Below are 22,751 nucleotides of genomic sequence, written 5' to 3'. Positions count from 1 at the left end.
AAACGTTCTCTGAATCAAACGTTTTCTGAGAAAATCGTCGATAATCCGTACCTTACCGCGAATAAAGGAAACGCATCACCAGGATAAACCATTTTTTTGCACTGTTAAAATACCAACAAATCCGGAAAAATAATTATGGCTAAAGAATTTGATGTTTGTGTAATCGGCTCGGGGCCGGGCGGGTATGTCGCCGCCATCCGTGCCAGCCAACTGGGATTGAAAACGGCAATAGTAGAAAAACGTGATCTGGGAGGCGTTTGTCTGAATATCGGATGTATCCCGACCAAAGCCTTGCTGAAGTCGGCCCAGGTAGCCGAATACTTTCAGCATGCCGGCGACTACGGCTTTGATGCAGGCGAAGTAAAACCCGATTTCCCGAAAATCATCAAGCGGAGCCGGAACGCTGCCACCAAGATGAGCAAGGGTGTGCAGTTCCTGATGAAAACCAACAAAATCGAGGTCATCAGGGGCAAGGGTGTTTTTGATTCCAAAAACGAGCTGAAGATTGTCGATGACAAGGACAAGGAAACCGGGCGCATAAAGGCAAAGCATTTCATCGTCGCCACCGGTGCACGGGCCCGGGAGCTTCCCAACCTGAAATTTGACGGCAAAACCATAATCGATTACGAACGCGCCATGAAACTGGAGAAGCAGCCCAAAAGGATGCTGATCGTAGGAGCCGGCGCTATCGGGATCGAATTCGCCTATTTCTATCATGCCATCGGAACCGAAGTGACGGTTGTTGAAATGCAGAAGAATATCCTGCCGGTGGAAGATGCCGAAGTGAGCAAGGAACTTGAAAAACTGTACAGGAAAAAAGGGATGAACATCCTGACCGAAAGCACGGTCGAAAATGTCAGCAAAAAAGGCCAGAAGCTTGAAGTGACCGTCAAGACCAAAAAAGGAGAGGAAAAAATCGAAACCGATGTGGTTCTTTCAGCCGTCGGCGTGGTCGGCAATGTGGAAGGACTTGGTCTTGAAGACATTGGGGTGAAGGTCGAAAAAGGTGCTATTCAGGTGGACCGGAAAACCTATAAGACCAGTGTAGATGGTATTTATGCTATCGGCGATGTCGCCGGAGCACCCTGGCTGGCTCATAAAGCCTCCCATGAAGCTCTGAGGTGTATAGAACGAATCGCAGGTGAAGACCCGAAACCCATTGACTATCAAAATATACCGGGCTGTACATACTGCCAGCCGCAGGTGGCATCAGTGGGCATGACCGAAGATCAGGCGAAGGAAGCCGGCTACAAGGTCAAAGTGGGCAAATTCCCTTTCCAGGCCAACGGCAAAGCCGTGGGCGCAGGACAGACCGATGGTTTCGTAAAAGTGATCTTCGACGAGAAATACGGCGAATGGCTCGGCTGCCACATGATCGGTGCCGATGTTACGGACATGATCACCGAAGCGGTGGTGGCGCGCGACCTGGAGACCACGGGACACGAGATCATCTCGGCGGTTCATCCGCATCCGACCCTTTCGGAAACCGTAATGGAAGCGGTGGCCGAAGCGTACGGCGAGGGAGTTCACCTGGGTACACCTCCGAAGAAAAAGTAGAAAAAGAGCAAATCCGGGCTGATGGTTAATTCCATCAGCCCTTCATGACAAACGGCGATTTCATTTTTGATTTAACATCAATCCCGTACTGAACATTTACACCATAAAACTCACGGGAGATACCTGTTTGACATTGTAAATGACCAGCCTTACATTGTCAGTACGGAACCGGGGTAACCATACCACAGGGTCTCAGGGGTAAACGGGAAGGGGAAGTATCATCCGGCCAACGGCATCCAACGGTACAATTGCATCCTCCCGGCTGGATCCGGCAACCGAAATCCAACCCAGGAAAAATGCCATCCATCAAATACTACTTGATAAGGGCAAACTCTACCCTGTTCATATTATTTGCAGCAGCAATCATAACGGTAACCGGCTCGTCCGTGTTCGCCATAACGTCCGCCTATTCCCCCGCCATCACCGGAACTTGCAGTAAAATCGTCGAAAACGGTGAATCCATCCAGGAAGCGATCGATTCCGCATCATCCGGAGATGTCATCTGCATTGAATCGGGCGCGTTTGAGGAGGATCTTGAAATAAGCACGCCCAATCTCACCCTTCGGGCGGCGGATGACGACGCGGCACCTGTCATCGAAGGAGGCAACACCGGCATCCGGATCACCGATACCGGCAACACGGTCATCTCTGGATTAACGATTCGGAATTTCAGTAATGATGGCGTGAGAGTGGAAAACAGTTCCGATGTAGTGATCCGCGGCAACTACATGACCAACAACGGCAAAGCCGTTTCCGCGTTTCGGTCCCCCGGACTTCATGTCACCGAAAACGAGTTGACCGACCAACGCTTCGGATTCCGTCAGGGTTTTGGCATCGAGATTGCTGAATCGGACTCGGTTCTTATCGACCTGAATACCATCAGCGAGAATCCTTCCGATGGCATCCGGCTGCTCCGGTCCCGGCACATGAACGTACTAAACAACGAGATTTCCGGGAATAACGGCTCGGGTGTGTATCTGCTGGAATCGGACTCCATCATGGTAGCCGGCAACATGATCACAGATGGCAACACGCACGGCATCCATCTGGAAGAGTCCCTTGGCAATGTGATTGAGGACAATACCATTACGGATAACCGCCTGCACGGCATTGTAATGGAGGAATTTTCGCACCAGACATCACTGCTGGGCAATACCCTGTCCGGTCACGATGCGGACATCTACATGGTGGAGTCCGCTTACGCAACCATCAATGACAACAACCTGGGCACAGGGATAGTTATCGATCCGGACAACATCCGCTCTGATTTCACAGCGGGACAGACCCACTACAACCACACCATGGAGAACAACACAGTCAACGGCGGGTTGTTGTACTACGGAAAGAACATCACTGCCGATGATGTCCCCGCCGGCGCGCAGCAGGTGATCATCCACAACTCCGACGGCCTCAGCTTGTCCGGCCTCTCCTTTTCGGATGTGGCGATCGGGCTGCAGATCTCCTACAGCGACAATGTGACCCTCACCAATATCACCGCAGAGAACCATCTCTTCACGGGTGTCCGGCTGGTGGTATCTGAAAGAACCACCGTCCGTGAAAGCGAATTCAACAGCAACGGAAACGACGGACTGTTTCTGGAGTCATCGCCCCACTCACTGGTGGAAAACAGCAGTGCGACCGGCAACGGAGAAAACGGCATGGTCTATTTCTGGTCGGAAAACTCTACGTTTGACGGTAACACCGCAGTGGGCAACGGCGATAACGGCGTTTACAACTGGAACTCGCACGATGGCACGGTCATCAACAACACGGCCACCGAAAACGGAACCGGCATCGTCGTTTCACGATCCGCCCGGTCCGTTGCCAGCAACAACACGGCCAATGATAATATTGGAACCGGGCTGAGTGTGGGACTGGTGAGAAATCCGCAAGTCATCGGTAACACAGCGCTGCGCAACGGCGCGAATGGTATTTCAACCGGCAATCTCGAGGGAACGGGATCCATTTCAGACAACATAATAACCCACAATCAAGGGAATGGACTTGTGGTGGGAACGCGGAGACTCATCTCCAGCAACATTGTCTACGAGAACAATACGATCCGCCATAATGAGCGGCACGGGGTGAGAATCAACTCTACCAACAGCGCGACGATTACCGGTAACACCATTGAAGAGAACAGTGAATACGGCATCTATATCGGCTCGGATGCTTCTGGTGCCAACATCAATGGCAACACCATCGCCGACAACGACCTGACCGGTATCTATATGGATAACCGCCTGGCCGATAGCGCCCAAATTGAAGGAAACACCCTGTCCGGACATCCCATAGACATCCATATGGCTGAAATCCGGCGCCGGCAGGGAATCCACGACAATGATTTTGAAACAGGTATCCTGATAGTGGGTGAAACCAGCGAGAACTACGACCATTTCATCAGCGGCAACACCGTGAATGGCAAAGAGCTGTTCTATTCGCGCGGGGACACGCTTCCCGAAATCCCGGCGGATCCGGGACAGGTCATTATCTTCCAGGGAGGATATGCGGTTGTCGAGGATCTGGCGTTTGAGAATGTGGCGGCGGGTGTGCAGGCAGGATTTTCGGACACGCTGATCGTCCGCAATACCACATTTGACGGGTTGCAGATCGGATTGAATACAACCGGCACGGAAGTTGTAACCATCGTGGAGAACACGTTTGCCGGCAACGACACCGGCGTGCTGCTTCAGGGTGAACATGCGCCCATATTTTTTGCAGATAATGAGTTTCTGGCCAATGCTGTCGGACTGGATGCCGGCAATATGAGCCCCGATGCGGATGCACGCAATAACTGGTGGGGCAGTGCGTCGGGTCCGTCGGGCGATGTCGAGGATTCGGTAACAGAGACGGTTGCCGGGGGCAGCGGAGACGCCATTGTGGGTACCACCCGGTTTGATCCGTGGCTGGGGCAGGGGACCATTCCGACGCGGGCAGGAGACGGGGTGGATGGTCCGGGCCGTGAGGTGCCTGCCGCTTTTGAACTGGCACAAAACTACCCGAACCCGTTCAATCCGTCGACCAGAATCCGCTACAGCGTCGCAGAGGCTTCACATGTACGCCTGGCTGTTTATGATGTGCTTGGACGCGAAATCGCCGTGTTGGTCGACCAGCTCCGCGAGCCGGGGCAATATGACATCCGGTTTGATGCTTCAGCAATCACCAGCGGTATTTATCTGTACCGCCTGGACGCTGACAGCTACTCGCTGACGCGCAAAATGACTTTCGTCAAATAAGAAAATTTTCCTAATAGTAAATAGAGCCAAATAGACATTGAGGGCAAACCAACTGAAAATGTCCGTAAATTTACGTATTCTGAAACTGATATCTTTTTTGTATCAGTTTCAGTTGCCCTCTTTTTTGCGTTATTTCATTAGCAGCCGACAACAGCACCAGTATTTTCAGTTTTTATGCCTTTTCGCTTTTACTCTCTGTTTAATAATTCACGGTCTGCCACAGGTTTTAGCAAAAAGTCTCCTGCATCAGGAAGTTCCCGCATTCCCCTTGTTTCTTGCAAGATCTTTTTATTCTTACATGCAATAGTTTTTTTCCTGTTGGTGTCTTTCCCGTCCGGGGCAGTTGCAGGGTCACCCCCCGGACCACCCGAATTTTCCCATCCGGCCGGCACTTTTACCGATCCGTTCGAACTGCATTTGTCCGCCGGCGAGGAAACCGAAATTTACTACACAACCGACGGCGGGATTCCTGACCGCTCTTCCCGGCGGTACATTGAGGACGACCCCATCGAGATGCACGGCACAAGAATGATACGTGCGCGGGCCTACCGGGAGGGAGATCAGCCCGGGGAAGTCGTAACCAAAATCTACAGCCGCCTCCATCCCAACGTAGCTGACTTTGATTCCGACCTGCCGCTTGTCATCGTCCATCAGTTCGAAGAAACCATGCTGGAGAATTGTGACAATCCCGATTCACCATCAAATTGCGAGCGTACGCTTGTCTATTTTTCGGTCATCGACCGCGATGATGACGGACGGGCCCGGCTACTTTCGGATGACCTTCATGTGCACGGGCGCAGCGAGTCCAATTATCGCGGGACAAGCTCCCTGTCCATGTTCCCGAAACGTCAGTTCGGTGTGCGGCTGATTGACGAGGATGACGAAAACCGCAACGAGCCGATTCTGGGTATGCCGTCGGAAAACAACTGGATCATGCATGCCCCGTACGATGACAAAACGCTCATGCGCAATGCCGTCGCCTACCGGCTCAGCCGGGACATGGGCCGGTATGCCCCGCGTACCCGCTTCGTCGAGCTCTTTCTTCACGACGGCGACGGACCGGTCACGTCCGGTCATTACCATGGCGTATACATGCTGGTCGAACGCATCAAATGGGACGACAACCGGGTCGACATCACCAAAGTTGGCCCCGATGACAATCAGGAACCCGAAATAACCGGCGGTTACATCATCAACTATGACCGCGATGTGCATTTCCGGAGCGATGAACGCAATACCGGCTTCGCGCTGGTCCGTCCGCAGGACTGGGACATCACACCGGAGCAGCGCAACTGGATTTCCGGTTACATCGGTAATCTTGAACGGGCCCTGTTCGGACCCGACTTTGACGATCCGCGGCAGGGCTATGCCGCCTGGCTGGATCCGGAGTCCTTTATCGATCATCATTTGATTACCGAGGCGCTCAAGGAGATCGACGGCTACCGGCTGAGTACGTATCTGCACAAGGACCGCGGCGGAAGGCTGGTCATGGGTCCGGTCTGGGACTACAACATCAGTCTGGGTAACGGAAATTACCTTCAGGCTTATAACCCGCTGGGATGGTATTATACTCAAATCTCTGAAGAAGATTACATGAACGGCTGGTATACCCGGTTATTCGAAGATCCCGGCTTTGATGAACGCTACAGAGAGCGTTGGTGGGAACTGCGCGACGGCCCCTTCGCCACCGAACACATCACCGGACTCATCCGTGACTACGCCGATCTGCTGTATGAGTCCCAGCAGCGCAATTTTGACCGATGGCAAATTCTGGGTGAATATGTGTGGCCCAATCATTTCATCGGCGACACCTACGATGAAGAAGTCGACTACATGGTTGACTGGATAGAACAGCGTCTGAGCTGGATCGACTCGCAAATGGGCACCCCTCCGGACAAACCGAAATCACAGCTGCGCTATTTCTGGTATTTCGGTGACGAAATGGCCAACAACACTCCTTTCGAAACACTCGAGCCCCGGTATGCCCTGGTCGACAGCGCCCGCATCCGCTTTGAGTCGGCGCTGGACGGTTACCCGTTTGATGAGGATCACCCCGAGTGGCGCAGCGCATCAATGGAGCGACGGAACCGGCCCACCGACATCAACTACCGCCCCGAGGGCAATCATGGCAGACCCTACGACATGAACCGCATGCGCGCACTTCAGGTCCGGCAGCCATTCACGGGTGACGGCGGAGAAAATACGATGGTGTTCGAAGTCCCCACAACCGGGCTGGATGATGTCGTTTTCCGGTTTGCAGCCATGGATGAAGCTGCCGCGGACGAATTGATCATCGATTATTCGGCGGATGGCGAGGAAACCTGGACAACCGACGGCCTGGATGAATACCGGCATCCGCTGACCTTCGAGTTCCGGAAGTACGAAATTGACTTCAGTGAAATCGACGATGCTGCCGACAATCCCGATTTCCGGATACGCATCCGGTTCGACGGTGACGATATGTCGGCAGATGACGGCAACCGCGTTACGTTCAACAACTTCAGCCTGGGCACACCTGCTGATGAGCCCAGAGATGTTTCTGCATCAGGAGATGATGAAAAGACCCGCGAAACCACGCCTGATCAGTTCAAACTCGGAGAGGGCTACCCCAATCCCTTCAACCCGGAAACTACCATTCCTTTCTCTCTGGCTGACCCTGCCGATGTGCGTATTACCGTCTATGATGTCACCGGCAGGCAGGTTGCAAGATTGGCGGATGAAAGGTACAGCAGCGGAACACATCAGGTCACTTTTGATGCCGGACAGCTGGCGAGCGGTGTCTATCTGGTGCGGGCAGAAATGGTAGCTGGAAGCGGTGAGCAGCATAATTTCACCCGGAAAATCACCCTGATCAAGTAATACCGAAACAGCACCGGCTGAGCCGCATTCAGCGCTTCTGGCTCGGGCAGGTGCCCTGGCTGGGATCATTTGCAATGCGGGGAGTGAGAAATCCTTCCGGATACTCCGTCACGTAGTCATCACCGAACAGACGGTTGTGTACAACGGTATTTCGGTATACCTCCCAATCGTACTTGCCCTTTTTCCGCAGGTAGAGCGTGATAAACGACGACGTAATCACGATGGTGGTAGAGTAAAGAATGGCAAGCCAGATCATCTGGTTTTGTACCGTAGGTTCGGTAAAGCTCAGCAGGATTATGGCAAACGAAACCGGTCCGTTCTGGATACCGGTTTCCAGGGAAATGGCCCGCTGAAACAGTGGCTGAACGCCCAGAAGCCGCGACATCCAGTAACCGAAAAGAAATCCGAGCAGCCCGAGAAAAATAGCCGAGAAATATACCTGCCATGGCGTTTGAAGGAACAGTCCGCCGTGCCGTGAAAATGCAGTTCCCAGCAGGAACAGAATCACGATGATGGCAACAAAACCGGCTGTATCTTCCGCCGTCTTCGCCCATCCCGGAGAAAATCTTCGCAATACCATACCGCCGGCAACGGGTATCAGAACCAGCAACAGTGATCCGACGATATTCATGGTCGGAATGACAAAATCGGCACCCGTCGCCGTACCCTCGGCCGCCATGGCTTCACTGATCTGCCTTGTAAAGCCCGAAGCATACAACTCCAGCAGCAGCGGCATCATCAGCAATGCCAGCAATGTAGAGGCAGTAGTCATCGAAATGCTTAACGCCACCGATCCGCGGGCAAAATAGGCAAACATGTTCGAGGTTGTTCCGCCCGGAAGACACCCTATGAGGATGAGTGCAATCGCAAATGCAGGAGGAAGTTCAAGAATGACAGCCAGACTGAATGCTATCAGAGGCATGACACCGAACTGTGACAGAAAACCGATGAACACGCCGCGCGGCCTTCTGGCCACCGCCTTGAAATCCTCGATGGTCAGGCTGGCACCCATGCCGAACATGATCACAAAAATCATCAGTGCCAGAAGGATCTGGTCGATGGAGTGAAGTAATTGGGTTTCAATATCCATGTCGTACGTTTCCTAAACCTTTACCTCTTTGGGCGCAAAAATATCGTTTATGGTATCCTGATATTTATCTTCGATCACGTGCCGTTTCAGCTTGAACAGGTTGGTTACTTCGTCGCCAACCTTGAAGGTATTGGGCAGCAAACGGAAATCACGTACATACTCGAACTTTTTGATGCCTGCGGTACGGGTCAGCATCTGACGGACCTCCTCCTTCATGATGCGGTTTGCCTTCGGGTTTTCAGCCAGATCCTCAAGTGATTCTGCTTCAACACCTTCTTCACGAAAAACTTCCAGCCTCGGGACAATCAGCGCACCCACAAATTTCTGATCCTGTCCGACCACCATGCAGTTTTCAATGTAGCGGCTTTGGCGCAGCTGCATTTCCAGCGGCTCAGGCTCCAGGTTTTCGCCGTTGGACAGTACGATGGTGGATTTGCTGCGGCCCAGGATTTTGAGTGAACCGTTGTGCGTCATCATTCCCATATCCCCTGTGCGGAACCAACCGCCATCCCGCAGCACACTTTTTGTGATTGACGGTTCGCGGTAATAGCCCTTCATCACCTGCGGCCCGCGGACCCAGATCTCGCCGCGCAAACCGCGTCCCTGATGCGGGTATTTCTCGTTGGGGTACAGTACCTCCTCAGTGTCAAGATCCACAATCCGGACTTCGGTATCCGCCACCGGCGGTCCCACCGTACCGTTGACCAGTTTTTCTTCGGTGCGAACGGCAATAACCGGAGATGTTTCGGTCAGCCCGTATCCCTCCAGCACAGGAATTCCGATGTAATTAAAAAACTTGTCGATTTCTATGGGCAGTGCGCCGCCGCCGGAAACCGTCGCTTTAATGGAACCGCCTGCACTTTTCCGCACACTTTCAAGCACAGCCGCATTGAAGAACCCGTACCAGGGAAGCAGCAGAAGCAGCCGGATCAGATGTCCGGCCCGGAATATCGCGCGTTTGATTTTGGATTGCGGCTTGAGCTGCAGATCATTGTTGGTTATATAGAAAATAGATTCCTGATAATAGTGTCCCAGGAAATAAGCGATGTGGAAAAGTGCCCGCCGGACCGGGTGTGCGCTGCGTACATTTTCCAGGATGCGCTGATGCAGACTTTCCCACAATCTGGGCGCCGATCCCATGAACGTAGGCTCGACATTCTGCAGGTCATCTCCGAGTGTCCGGATACTCGTATAATAATTACATGCACCGCAGCTGATGGTATACACCTCGAAAACCCGCTCAAAAATATGCCAGATGGGCAATATGGACAGAACCCGGTCAGTGCAGGTGAGCTCAATCGGGATCACCTCCATCTGCGACATCATGTTCGAGTGGGTAAGCATGACCCCTTTGGGCTTGCCGGTAGTCCCCGATGTGTAGATAAGCGTAAACAGGTCGTCCGGGCGGATGGCGTCCATTCGCTCTTCAACCTGGCGGTCACCTTTTTCCCTCTGCAGGGCGCCTATGGCCATCACTTCCCGCAGCGGGTGCACCCCTTCGAGTGGTTCGGATTTCGAACTCAGCAGAATGACCTCCTGCAGTTCCGGCATATCGGGCTTCAGCCTCATGATTTTTTTCTGCAGTGCATCATTCTCCACAAAAGCTACCCGGATTCTGGCGTGGTTGATGATGTACACCATTTCGTCATCGGTGACATCGGCACCGCGGGGGGAGTTCACCGCACCGCAAAGCTGAATCCCGTAATCGGCAAGCATCCACTCTACGCGGTTGTCACTGAAAAGCCCGACATGATCCCGTGCCTCTACGCCAAGTTCAATCAGTCCGGCTGCCAGCTCTTTGCCCTGTTCGTACAACTCCCGGAATGAGACCGGCTCCCACTCAAGTGCTTTTTTTCGTGTAGCAAATGCCGGCAGCGACTCATACTTGTCTGCAGCCTTCCGGTAAAGATCAGCCAGATTTGACGCAATGATACGGGATTCCATAAAACCGCTTCGGAAAAGATTGATTAATGCATGAACAGTCCGATGTCCGGCAAACCTCCACACGCATTATGTGAGCTCTTGCCAAAGGCATCTGCCTGAACCTGCATGAGTATACTGATAAACCCCACGATAAAGTCAGCCACCGGATGACCGGCATGTCACAAGCGGAGACGTTTCGTGCTATAAAACTGTTACATCCCAACGTCCTTTACAAGCAATGAAACAGGATGAAAACACAGGAATCAAAGATACGTTTTTTTTCCTTTTGAACAATGTATCCACAAACACCACTTCATACAAGAGTTTAATTTACACCTGCTGTCAGGAGAAAACGGAATTCGTACCATATGCGTTCGGCACTGTCTTTTGCCCGGACATGTCCGGGTTTGCTTCGAATTCTGATGAAGCTATGCCTCCGGATCAAGTTGCAGCACGAGTGATGCCATGACCCGCATCCCTGTTTTCAGGCACCGCTCATCCACATTGTATCGCGGATGATGCCAGGAGTGCCTGCTGTCAGCTTCATCACTTCCGCTTCCGAGAAAGAAGAACGTTCCCGGAATCTGTTTCTGATAAAAGGAGAAATCCTCGCCGGCCATAACCGGTTTTTCCAATGGGACGAGGACATCACCGGCCATATTCATAAACTTTTCTGTTGTCTCCGGATGGTTGATAACGGGCGGATATCCCGTTATGAGCTCGCATTCCGCGCTGCCGCCGGCAGAAGCAGCGGCATGGTCACAAATAGATTCAATTCTCCGGAAAATGTCTTTGGTCTGCTGCTCACTGAAGGTTCGGATGGTACCCTCCAGCACAACAGTTTCGGGTATGATGTTCCGGGCGGTACCGGCTTTAATCCTGGACACGGTTACGACTGCCGCATCGGCGGGATCGGTATAGCGGCTGACAATCGTCTGAAGCTGCATGATGACCTGGGCCGCAATTACAATGGGATCTGCTGCCTGATGCGGTGCTGCGGCATGTCCTCCCTTGCCGCGGATTTCCACAGTAAATTCGTATGGTGAAGCCATCATCGGACCTTTTTTTACTGCCACCCGGCCCGGTTCGTGCCGGGGATCCGTATGCAGTCCGTAAATTTCACTGACCCCAAGCTCCTCAAGTATTCCGGTTTCGGCAAGCAGACGTCCGCCACCCGGCAAGACCTCTTCACCGGCCTGAAAAATCAGAATTACATTTCCGGATAGCGCATTCTTTTGCTCTGAAAGCAGCAAAGCCGTACCAAGCAGGTTTGCCGTATGCAGATCGTGTCCGCAGCAGTGGGCCACACCATCGTTTTCTGAAAGGAATTCCGACTTGGCTTCTCCCTCTTCCCGGATGGGCAGAGCGTCGATATCGGCCCTAAGTGCGATCGTTTTCTCCGCGCCGTTGTCCTCACTGCGGCCACCCTTCAATACGGCCACACATCCGGTCTCACAGGGTCTGTGCACTTCGTAGCCCCACGCTTCGAGCTTTTCAACGATCCAGCGGGTCGTTTCAAACTCCCGGAAACTCAACTCCGGATTCCGGTGCAGATGCCGGCGCCAGGAAACAGCGTCATTATAAATTTCCCCGATCCGCTTCTCCAGAGCTTCCCGGGAAACCGGAGCCGGCCGGGTCTCTGTATTGTTCTGCTCTTTATTCATCACTATCTGTGAATGTTCAAATTCTGTTTGCTGCCGTCAGGCGTACAAGCTTCGTGCACGCTGTGGCCCTGTTGTCATAACACCGGCAGACTACAGATAGGTTCTCGGTATTTCACGGTCCCAGATCTTGCTGAAGATCCGCCGCCCGTTTTCATAAGCATCCAGCGTGGCATGAATACGGAACACCTTGCTTGTGCAGGTTAAAACGGTGCGCGTGACCGTTTCCACATTCCAGTCTCCCCGTTTCAGCCGCCGAACCGCCTTGACTTCCCCGTTCGGTGACTCAAATTTGTCCAGCAGATAGCGATACCACTCATTTGTTTCTTTGGTGATTTCCGTTCCGATATCCTCAAGCCGGATTGTCCCTTCATTGTCGGTGACATGAAGTGTGGATTCTTCCCTGGCAAGATCACGGGTGATCACCCAATTATGATCGGACGGATGAAGCACCGTTGTCACAAAGCCTCTCACAGCTTCAGCCTCTTCAAAATCTGTCATCTGATCATCGGCCGGCGAGGCATCTTTTCTGACCGGAAGCTCAAGAGAGCTGTTTTCCGGATGGATGGTGAGCCGGACCGGTTCCGGTGAGGGCCAGGCAAGCGGCCAGTATGACGTGGAAATGGCGATGCGCACACGGTGTCCTTTCGGAAAATGCTGCGCAATATCATTCAGTTCGACCGTAACTTTCTCTTTTTTGCCGGGCTCAAGATACTCGGGAAACTCATGGCTGTTGCGGTGACACAAGTTCAGCAGCCCGTAGGTAACCCTTGTTGCCTTGTCATCTTCGGCGATATCGGAAAGCCGGACGGCTATCATGGCTACCGGCTTGCTGGACGAGAGTTCCAGGTGCAGTTTTGGTGCACCAAGGATCACCAGGTCTTCCTCAAGCGGCTCGCTGTCGAACACCAGCGACCCGCCATCCTCTTCACGCTGATCATAGGGAAGGTCCGGGCCTTTGCTGTAAGAGCACCATTTGCCTGCGAACAGGCCGACACTCAGCGGGGACTGAATGGTGAGCGGACCGTTTGACTCCATGCGCTCCTCACCCGGTTCAAGGATCCGGCCGGTATCCAGCGGCCGGCTTACAGCCTCGATATTCCCGGACGGCCAGGAGTGCTCAGCCACCCAGTAACCCGGACGCTGCTTGTACACGGCACGCGGTTTGACCGTTTCCTGCATCCAGACCCGGAGATCAGGCTCCTCCTCCACACCGGTATCTTCGTCCTTGAGATAGCGGTCCCACCATCGCAGACACTCCTGCAGAAAGCCGATCTGCGGACCGGGGGCCGCTTCGTGCGGATAAATGTGACTCCACGGTCCTACCAAGCCCTTGCAGGTGACATCCAGATTCTGAACAAGACGAAAAACGGCATTGGAGTACCCATCGGCCCAGCCGCTTACTGCAAGCACCGGTGCCTTGATCGTACTATAATCCTCACAAACCGATCCGTGTTTCCAGTAGTCATCGCGCTGCTGATGCCGCATCCAGGTGTCCACCCAGAGGCCGCTGCCGTTCAGGCGCTCCATCCACATATCCCGCCACTTTTCACCGACTACGCCGGGGTCCGGCGGGAGTGAGTTGAATGCAAACATGGTTGAGGCCCAGGAAAGATTGTCGTTCAGGAGACATCCGCCCATATAGTGGACATCATCGGCATAGCGGTCATCGGTAGAGCAGAGGCTGATGACGGCCTTGAGCTGTGGTGGCTGCATTGCCGCGATCTGCAGACCATTGAATCCGCCCCATGAAATTCCGATCATGCCGGCTTTGCCATTACACCAGGGCTGTTCCTCCAGCCAGTTGAGGATGTCGACGCCGTCATCAAGCTCGGACTGCAGGTACTCGTCTTTCAGCACCCCTTCCGAATCACCGCTGCCCCGGATATCCACACGTATGGCTGCATAGCCGTGAGCAGCAAAGTAGGAGTGAACCTGGGTATCGCGTGAGCGCTTCAAGTCTCTTTTACGGTAGGGGATGTATTCCAGAATAGCCGGAACGGGGTTTGTTTCGGCATCTTTTGGCATCCAGATGCGTGCAGACAGACGGCATCCGTCCCGCATGGGAATCCAGACGTGTTCGATTGTTTGAATGGGGTGGGGCAGAGCGGATGTTTTGACCTTGTTCATTTCCGGCAAATATTCTTTGTTTCTGTTTCGTTTGTTTCTCTAAAATCACGGATCGCTGAATGTTAAGCATGATCTCCTGTGAGTTCACCTGACATGAAGCACACCTGTCGCTGCATTTTTTTTGAAATATTGACAAATAGTGCAGTCAATGCATCACTAATTTCAAATTTATGCGTAAATTTGATGTCTGGTTATATGACAGACTTCCATCGGCTACATGCCGGCTTGTTAACAGTACGAAGGCACAAGCCCTGAATATCAAGCGCAGCCTCAGCGTGATTGTTTCAGCAATATAACCCGATTTCAACTAGTAACGGCAACACAAAAGAAAATTGTTATGAGCAAAAAGCAAGTATTCATCATAGGACTGGACGATTTCAACCTGAAAAAGCTGCAGGCGCTCCCTGAAGCCAAAGAGTGTGAATTCCATACAGCACTTGACATTTCTGAAATCCGGGATGTCGAGGAGTACGACATGGAGAAACTGATCAACCTCTGTTTTGATCGTATCGACAAGCACGGACAAATTGATGCGGTTGCATCCTACTACGACTTCCCGGGCACCGTACTGGTTCCTGTAATCGCGGAAAAGTATAACCTGCCGGGTCCCAGCCTTGAAAGCGTGCTCAAATGCGAGCACAAGTTCTGGAGCCGCGTTGAGCAAAACAAGGTGATCTCGGAACACATCCCTTACTTCAAGGCGTTTGACCCGTTTGATGATGAGGCATACGAAAAGCTGGATATGATCCCCCCGTTCTGGATCAAGCCGACCAAGTCGTTCCGCTCGTTCCTGGCATTCCGCATCAGCAGCGAAAGCCATTTTTACGAAAATACCAAAACCATTCAGGAGAATATCCACTTCATGCTGGAGCCGTTCCACGACCTGATGAAGATGTACAACATGCCGGAGGAAGTTGCCGACATGGATGAAAGCTGTATTGCCGAATCGATGATCTCCGGCCATCAGTGCACGCTGGAAGGGTATGCTTTCAACGGTAATGTGGTATCCTACGGTGTGGTCGATTCCCTTCGGGAAGAAAACCGGTCCTCTTTCTCACGCTATGAATACCCATCCGTTCTGCCGCAGGAGATACAGTTCCGCATGGCGGATGTGACCCGCCGCGCCATACAGCAGATTGGTCTGGACAACGCGCCGTTCAATGTGGAGTTCTTCTACAACCAGACCGCCGACGAAGTGTATCTGCTTGAGATCAACCCCCGCATTTCCCAGGCGCACACCGATATTTTCGAAAAGGTACACGGTATTTCGCATCACTCGATCATGCTCAACCTTGCCCTCGGACGTAAACCGAAAACGCTGTATTACAACGGCGAATTCAGCAAAGCGGCCCACTTCATGCTCCGTACATTTGAAGGCGGAGTGATCAAGAAGGTGCCCACCAAGCGGGAGATCAATATCCTCAAGAAGTTCATTCCCGGCCTTGAGGTCAAGATCCCGGTCAAAAGCGGCACACACACTTCGGAAATGCAGGGGCAGGACAGCTACAGCTTCGAGCTTGCCAATGTGTTCATCGGCGGCCGCGACCAGGCCGAGCTGGTGGAGAAGTACAATAAAGTCTGTGACGGACTCACATTTGAAATCGAATATGATGAGTCCGTGCACGTTCACTGATCGTTGCTTCCAGCCTTTTTCAGCGCTTCAGACACTGTCCCCCTGAAGCAAATACACGGGTACCGGAATGGCACAGAGCGGGCAGGCTTGATCCCTGCCCGTTTCTGTGAATTACCGCTTTCGCCTGTGATTTTAATTTGAAATTATCACAGGATCGCTTTCCACGCCCAGCCTGTTGACAGCGGTCACTGCAACACCGCTCAGGCCGGCGCCGTCTTTCCGGGGTGCCAGAGCTATCTGCTGTTTCCAGGCGGGAATAATATCGAACTTCCACTCATCTCCGTACCGGGTTTTGACTACATAAAGCCAGGCCTCTTCGTTTTCTGCCGGACGGATATCCAGTTTGGGTTTTGAGTGCACACGGAACAGTTCCGCTCTCGGACTGGAAGGCTGCTCATCATCAATCCAATCCGTCGCAGGTACCAGCGCCGGCTCTTCATATAGCGTCATCAATGAATCAACCAGGTTCTCCGGGTTTTGCATCAGAACCCGCATGCTGAAATGGACATTGCCGGTTGTACCGGGGAAATCCCTGGTTATCCGGATCTGATCTGTGATTTCCGTTACCGGCCATGTTTCTTCTCCGTAACCGATCCGGTTGGTAAAATTGCCCGGCCAGAAATGGCGGTCTTTCTCATTTTGTTCATGCCACCAGTCCACCAGCACACGGTATTTCTGGCCCTCCTGCTCAGTCGGCCAGTACAGCTGCGGTGTGAAATAATCCAGCCACCCATTGGCAAACCATTTCCGGGAGTCGGCGTAAATCGACTCATAGGCGTCGAAGCCCTCGATGTCATCGCCCTGGTAATCCGGTCGCCACAGGCCGATCGGACTGACACCAAAACGCACCTCGGGATTCACTTCCTTGATTTCCTTGTGCATGCGTTCGATGAAAGTATCGACATTCCTGCGCCGCCAGTCATTCCGGTCAATTTCACCGTGCTCCGCCACATAGGCGTGATATGTTGCGCTGTCGGGGAAGTCGATCTCATTGCCATCTTCATCGCGCTCCCGGTAGGGATAAAAGTAATCATCGATGTGCATCGCGTCGATATCATACCTGCTGACGATATCCCGGATAACTTTCATGGACCACTCATGTGACTCCGGATGACCGGGATCCATCCACAAATGCCTGCCATATTCCCTGACAATATCCGGTTTAGTGTGGATCAGGTGATTTTCTGCCAGTTCGGACTCGGCTGACGGGTGTTTTGACCGGAACGGGTTGATCCAGGCATGAAGTTCAAGTCCCCGCCGCCGGGCCTCCTCCACTGCGAACTCAAGCGGATCATATTCCGGCTCTGGAGATTGCCCCTGTTTACCTGACAAATATTCCGACCATGGCTCAAAGTCCGACTTGTACAGTGCATCGGTGGCGGGACGAACCTGGAAAATGACGGCGTTCATATTCAGCATTTCCACGCGGTCGAACATGGCACGGAGTTCGGCTTTCTGCTCATAGGCCGAAAGACCGGGTTCTGAGGGCCAGTCAATATTCGACACGGTTGCAATCCACACGGCTCTGAGCTCGCGGGGTGTATCCGGAATATCGGCCCGGTCCACCGGATGAATATCTTCCTCAGCCGGAATAACTTCCGGTGAACAGGATGTGATTGCACCTGACAAAAGAAGCGTAATAACCATCAGGAGTGATAAAAAAAATTGATGAGGTTTTAACTCACTAATTCTGCTGTCAGGATTCTTGTAATTTTTTTTCATCAGTTAGAAATTTTTGAGCGTATATCGTCAGAAAGGTCTCACATGAAATGATATAATAATGCCCCTGAGTGTCCGCCGGAGGCTATCAAATTCACTTCATGCATTCATAATTTTTATTTCGAAATAACAAATGCCATGCTCACAGATAGTTATTTGCGGATATATATTACATCATTTATATATAAAACACCATATTATTCGTTTCATAGCAGCAATTTAGCTGTAATAGTCCCAAAAAAAGCAGGCACCCCGTCGGATGCCTGCTTTTTTCTGTTTGCTTTTTCCAGCCCATTCAAAGATTGGGGTTGGCATTGATTTCGCTTTGCGGAATGGGGAAACAGGTAACGTTTCCATAATTGCCGCCATACAACGGCACCTCTCCGGTCGGGAAATAATCCACATCATAGAGATTCTTGTATCTCCTGATATCTCCAAGACGCGTTCCTGTCATGAAAAAGTCCCGTGCTTTCTGATAGCGAAGCTCTGCCATGAGTTCATCGCCGGAATAATCCACCTCATCCTGTCCGGCGAAGTCGCGGCGTTCATTAACCAGATCGAGCGTATATTCTGACGGCCCCTCTGCTTCTGCTCTGATGTAGCGCGCTTCAAGGCCGTTTGCAAAACGAACATCAGTGGATTGCTGGATCGGTTCTTCCCAGTTTTCGTAATTCATCGGGCTGAATACCTGATAGATATCCGTTCCGGTAACCAGATTCCCTACGCGTTCATCGGAGTGCGGAACACGGATGTCATCCTCGCCCAGAAAGTCACTTCCGGGGCTGATAAACCGTGACTCAGTAGCACCGCCATATAACTGATTGTACTCTCTGGCATTCTCATCTGAGTAACGCAGCCAGCTTTCGAAGTCTTCAGGTACTTCAGCAGCATACTGAGCGGCCTGATCCATCTCACCAAGATTCAACTTAGCCCGCGCCATGCCCAGGTTGGCCAGGTGCCTGAACTCCATTACCTCATCGCTGGCATCCAGCCTGTCGGCGACATCCAGGGCATCATCGAACATATCAACAGCCATGCCGAAAAGCTCGTCAGTAGTATAGGCTTCACTTACATCCAGAGTACCCTCACAAAAAACCTCCGCATAATGAATCAGGGAGTGTCCACCGTAAGTCAGTACCTTTTGCATGTTGTGAAGCTCCCATGCTTCTTCGCCGTGAAACTCTTCAAGATACTCAACGGCGTCCTGGGCATGCCTCACACTTTTTGTCCAGAAATTGAACAGGTTTTCGGTGATCACGTTGGTTTCATCGACCTCCCGTGATGCGATAGGCCGATAATCGGCAAACGTGTGCTCCATTTTCAATTCATCCGTAAGCATTTGCGCCCAGAGGGATGAGTAAGAAAAGGTGTACTGAAACTGGCCTCTTACACCGTTAACTATAAGTTCTTCATTTTCCGGTGAGCGAAGCTGGTCTTCCTCAATAGATCCCGGATCATCGACATCCAGAATGCCATCGCATCCTCCTGCTGTGATAAACAGCAGCATCAGGGCCAGCAAGGGGATTTGTTTTGTTTTTGATTTAAAAAATTTCATATCAGTCTCTATTTGCGTTGTATAATTTCTAAAAACTCACGTTCAGGGAACCCGTGATTCTGCGGAAATTGGGAGCAGTCCAGGAGTCAACTCTTGAGAAATCCGCATCGCCATGGAAGTTGACCTCCGGGTCAGGACCGCGATATCTGGTCCACAGTGTAGCCACATTTCTGGCCGTAAGTCTGAACTGGGCATTGTCTACACCAAATCTCTCAATCCACTGCGTTGGGAGGGTGTATCCGACTGACAGCTGCCGAAGCTTGATGAAGTCAGCTTCTTCTATATGCAATGCGGTCTGATTCCAGAGCATTCGCTTGGCTACTTCATCCGGATCGGCTTCCGGATCGTTGACTTTCCAGCTGATACCTGCACGGTCTCGGCGCCAGTCTTTAACATTGAACTGATAGTGACCGCCCTGGTAGTCCAGCAGAGCATAAAGTGTGATGTTGCCAAAGAGAGTGACATCTGCGGCATACCGGAGCTCTCTTGTCGGCACGGATGGTCCTTTGTACACATCCTCACCGGTAAGTGACGCTACGCCATCTTCATCCACCTCGGCAGGCTGACCCCAGAAGGCGCCAAGCGGTTTGCCTTCTTCGAACCGCTGAACCGGAGCATAGATGCCGAATATTTCACGCTCACGGTCTTCGGCCAGGGTAACAAGCTCATTGCTGTTTGTGGAAAACGAGAACGTGTTGCTCCAGAAGAAATCAGGTGTCTGAACCGGTATTAAAGAAAGCTGCAGCTCAACTCCCCTGTTTTCGATTTCACCTATATTGACCAGTCGGCTGCCGTGCCATCCTGACGAGCCCGGAACATCTGTACTGATGAGAGCATCTCTGGTATTGATGTTGTAATAAGTGAACTCCAGGTTGACACGATCCCGGAACATGGACAGGTCAAATCCGGTTTCAAGCTCGGTTGAACGCTCCGGCTCAAGATCCGGGTTACCGAATGAGCTGTACTGAAGTGCCGGGACGCTGCGCCCGGTTTCCTGGGTAGTTGTTGTAACCGTCCATGTCCTCATGGCATCAAACGGTCCGGGAATATTTCCTGCCTGACCGTAAGCAATACGGAACCTCAGTTCATCAACTTGATCCACATCAAAAAAGTCTTCCTCGGAAATCACGTATGAGAGAGACCCTTTGGGATAGAAAACCGACTCGATTTCATCACCGAATACCGAGCTGTTGTCCATCCGCAGTCCACCGGTCAGAAAAATCCGGTCGCGGTAGCCAATCTGTTCTTCCAGGTACAGTCCGAGTGTTCTGGATTCCGAGTAACCTTCCGATCCGGATGTCTCTGCTCCTGATCCTACCAGTGTGATATGCTCGGATCCATAGTTTTCACCTGTGGTGGAAATGTTTTCATAGATCGTCACATCGTATTGTGCACCAAAAGAAAACTGTGACGTTATCTCATCTGTGAGATCATGGTCCATGGACCCGCCGTAATCAAAGGTGTAGGTGGTTGTCTGGGGGCGTGCCTGTGCCCTGAAGCCTTCAACAACTGCACCGCCGAACGGAGCAACCTCCGGATCCATAGGCGGATAGAACTCGTTTGCTGTTCTTACGTTGCTGTCGATACCGATACGCAGACGGTTACGGAACCAGTCGGTTGGCCTGTAATTGATGGTCGTTCCCAATACGTACCTGTTGGCTTCGGTCACGTTTTCGTACTGATTGTAATACCTCGGGGCGATTGTGAAATACCCTTTGTCACCCGGTGCATCATAATCCCGTCCAGGCTCAGCCAGCCAGGAACTGATGATAATGCCGTAAAATATGTCATCATTCGGCACCAGTCCCACCTCATTGTTTGAGTAGGCTGCATTGACGGAAAAGTTCAGCTGATCCAGCGGGTAAAAATCAAAGTTTCCGCGAAGGGAGGTGCGGTTCTGGAAGTTGCCCATAAATACGCCCTCTTCCTCATCCCGGGCACCTGAAACATAGAACGCATAGTTTTCTCCGCCACCTCTTACGGAGAGGCTGTATCGCTGAAGTGCTCCTGTGCGAAGGGCATCGGTATCATCATCCATCGGAATGCTTTCATAGAAGTCGCCAACCTGCATGCCCTGAAGTCCCGGCCATGTATCCGGATCGTCCAGGCGGTCTTGTGTTACTTCCATATAGTTGGTTGGCCTCCAGCTGGTCGGCCAGCTTAGTGCACCACGTTCCACTGAGGCGTTCCAGCGGAATGTGGGTTCGCCCATGCTTCCCTGCTTTGTCGTCACATTTATAACACCGCTTGCGGCGTCTGCTCCGTAAATCGTAGCCGCTGACGGACCGCTGATCACTTCAATGGATTCAATATCATCGGGATTCAGAGCATCCAGTGCCGATGTATTCTGCCCGTAAACGCCAAAGCTGCCCTGGCCTCCGCTGCTGAAACGAACACCATCCACATACCAGACAGGCTGGTTGTTAGCTGAAAGTGATGACGCTCCGCGAATCCGAATATTGGCCGAGGCTCCGACTGTACCGGATCCGGGAATCATGGTCAGTCCGGGAGTCTGCCCCTGAATCAGTTCGGTTATGGTCGACGAGCTTGTTCGTTCTGCAATACCGGCGGCATCAACTCTGCTGACGGTGTGACCAAGTGAACGCCTTCTTGTTTCACCGGCGGTACCTGTAATGACCACCTCGTCCATGCCGAGCCACTCTTCTGCAAGGGCAAAATCGGCGGTTAGCGTTTCATCCGGACCAAGCTCCACAACACGTGTTTCACTTGCATAGCCCAGAAAATTCACCTCCAGGGTGTATGTACCTTCGGGAATGCCGTCAAGAACATATTCCCCGTCCAGGTTCGTCGTCGTGCCCCATCCTTCTTCAATAACCAGGATTTCGGCACCCATCAGTCCTTCACCTGTTGTTTCATCCGTAATGGTTCCGGAAATCTCCCCATCCTGCGCTTTAGCCGCAACAGGAATCAGTCCGGCAACCAGTATTATCAATAATAACTTCCTGGTAACATTCATCATAGTGACGCCTTTTATTTCATGGGTTTCAGTTTGTGGTTCTGCATTGCTGCGGGAGCGGCATGACCTAACCAGCAGAGAAACTGCTCACATCAATAATTCTGATACTGGAAAGCTTTTTATGGGTCTTTCCCCAACCAAATGAGCAGAAGTCATACATTTTTTAGCCTGATTCTGCCATACCTGTACACAACAGCCTGAATATTTGAGTTTTATTAGATTTTTCTTATCCCTGTAAAAACCGAGCAATCGTTGCAATTGCTCATTAATACATGTGCAATTTGAAATACTGCGAACACTTTGTCAATAAAAGCGCTTTTCTTTATCAAATATTAACATTTAATAAAGACCTAAAGAGATCAAACCATCCTGGTTTTCATTATTTTACATTTTTCTCACTTTATTTGATGC

Annotated in this window: 11 protein-coding genes; 4 read left to right on the top strand and 7 right to left on the bottom strand. The window is 51.9% G+C overall.

Annotation, left to right across the window (positions count from 1 at the left end):
- Positions 1-135 precede the first annotated feature (135 nt).
- The 3 genes from lpdA (at position 136) to NATSA_RS03540 (ending at position 7,652) form a co-directional block, all read left to right on the top strand.
- Complete coding sequence (gene lpdA / locus NATSA_RS03550; RefSeq protein ID WP_210510456.1) at positions 136-1,557, top strand: dihydrolipoyl dehydrogenase; 1,422 nt, start codon at positions 136-138, stop codon at positions 1,555-1,557.
- Positions 1,558-1,853: 296 nt separating this feature from the next.
- Positions 1,854-4,793, top strand: a complete 2,940-nt coding sequence (locus NATSA_RS03545) for a right-handed parallel beta-helix repeat-containing protein (protein ID WP_210510455.1) — start codon at positions 1,854-1,856, stop codon at positions 4,791-4,793.
- 321 nt (positions 4,794-5,114) lie between these two features.
- Positions 5,115-7,652, top strand: coding sequence for a CotH kinase family protein (locus NATSA_RS03540; RefSeq protein ID WP_336244680.1), 2,538 nt, complete (start codon positions 5,115-5,117; stop codon positions 7,650-7,652).
- Between the two features lie 28 nt (positions 7,653-7,680).
- Here the strand turns inward: NATSA_RS03540 and NATSA_RS03535 are convergent, their stop codons facing one another.
- The 4 genes from NATSA_RS03535 to NATSA_RS03520 all read right to left on the bottom strand — a co-directional run bounded on the left by NATSA_RS03535 (position 7,681) and on the right by NATSA_RS03520 (position 14,456).
- Entirely contained in the window at positions 7,681-8,742 is a 1,062-nt protein-coding gene (locus NATSA_RS03535; RefSeq protein WP_210510453.1) for a bile acid:sodium symporter family protein, read from the bottom strand.
- Between the two features lie 12 nt (positions 8,743-8,754).
- Positions 8,755-10,686, bottom strand: coding sequence for an AMP-dependent synthetase/ligase (locus tag NATSA_RS03530; RefSeq protein ID WP_210510452.1), 1,932 nt, complete (start codon positions 10,684-10,686; stop codon positions 8,755-8,757).
- A 407-nt stretch (positions 10,687-11,093) separates the two neighbouring features.
- On the bottom strand, positions 11,094-12,329 hold the full coding sequence (locus tag NATSA_RS03525) for a M20 metallopeptidase family protein (protein WP_210510451.1): 1,236 nt from the start codon (positions 12,327-12,329) through the stop codon (positions 11,094-11,096).
- A 90-nt stretch (positions 12,330-12,419) separates the two neighbouring features.
- Positions 12,420-14,456 carry a CocE/NonD family hydrolase gene (locus NATSA_RS03520; RefSeq protein WP_210510449.1) on the bottom strand — a complete coding sequence of 679 codons (2,037 nt, stop codon included), beginning with the start codon at positions 14,454-14,456 and terminating at the stop codon, positions 12,420-12,422.
- A 337-nt stretch (positions 14,457-14,793) separates the two neighbouring features.
- Here NATSA_RS03520 and NATSA_RS03515 point away from each other — a divergent pair, with 337 nt between their 5' ends.
- Entirely contained in the window at positions 14,794-16,089 is a 1,296-nt protein-coding gene (locus NATSA_RS03515; protein WP_210510447.1) for an ATP-grasp domain-containing protein, read from the top strand.
- Between the two features lie 132 nt (positions 16,090-16,221).
- Here the strand turns inward: NATSA_RS03515 and NATSA_RS03510 are convergent, their stop codons facing one another.
- From NATSA_RS03510 to NATSA_RS03500, 3 genes are all read right to left on the bottom strand, one after another.
- Positions 16,222-17,811, bottom strand: coding sequence for a glycoside hydrolase family 10-like protein (locus tag NATSA_RS03510; RefSeq protein WP_210510445.1), 1,590 nt, complete (start codon positions 17,809-17,811; stop codon positions 16,222-16,224).
- Positions 17,812-18,103: 292 nt separating this feature from the next.
- Positions 18,104-19,363: a RagB/SusD family nutrient uptake outer membrane protein gene (locus NATSA_RS03505; RefSeq protein ID WP_210510444.1), complete on the bottom strand. Its 1,260-nt coding sequence runs from the start codon at positions 19,361-19,363 to the stop codon at positions 18,104-18,106.
- A 28-nt stretch (positions 19,364-19,391) separates the two neighbouring features.
- On the bottom strand, positions 19,392-22,343 hold the full coding sequence (locus NATSA_RS03500; protein WP_210510442.1) for a SusC/RagA family TonB-linked outer membrane protein: 2,952 nt from the start codon (positions 22,341-22,343) through the stop codon (positions 19,392-19,394).
- Between the last annotated feature and the right edge of the window lie 408 nt (positions 22,344-22,751).

Origin of the sequence: Natronogracilivirga saccharolytica (assembly GCF_017921895.1) — a bacterium.
GTDB lineage: Bacteria > Bacteroidota > Rhodothermia > Balneolales > Natronogracilivirgulaceae > Natronogracilivirga > Natronogracilivirga saccharolytica.
The sequence above is the reverse complement of the archived record's forward strand: the minus strand, read 5'-3'. Positions and strand labels throughout refer to the sequence as shown.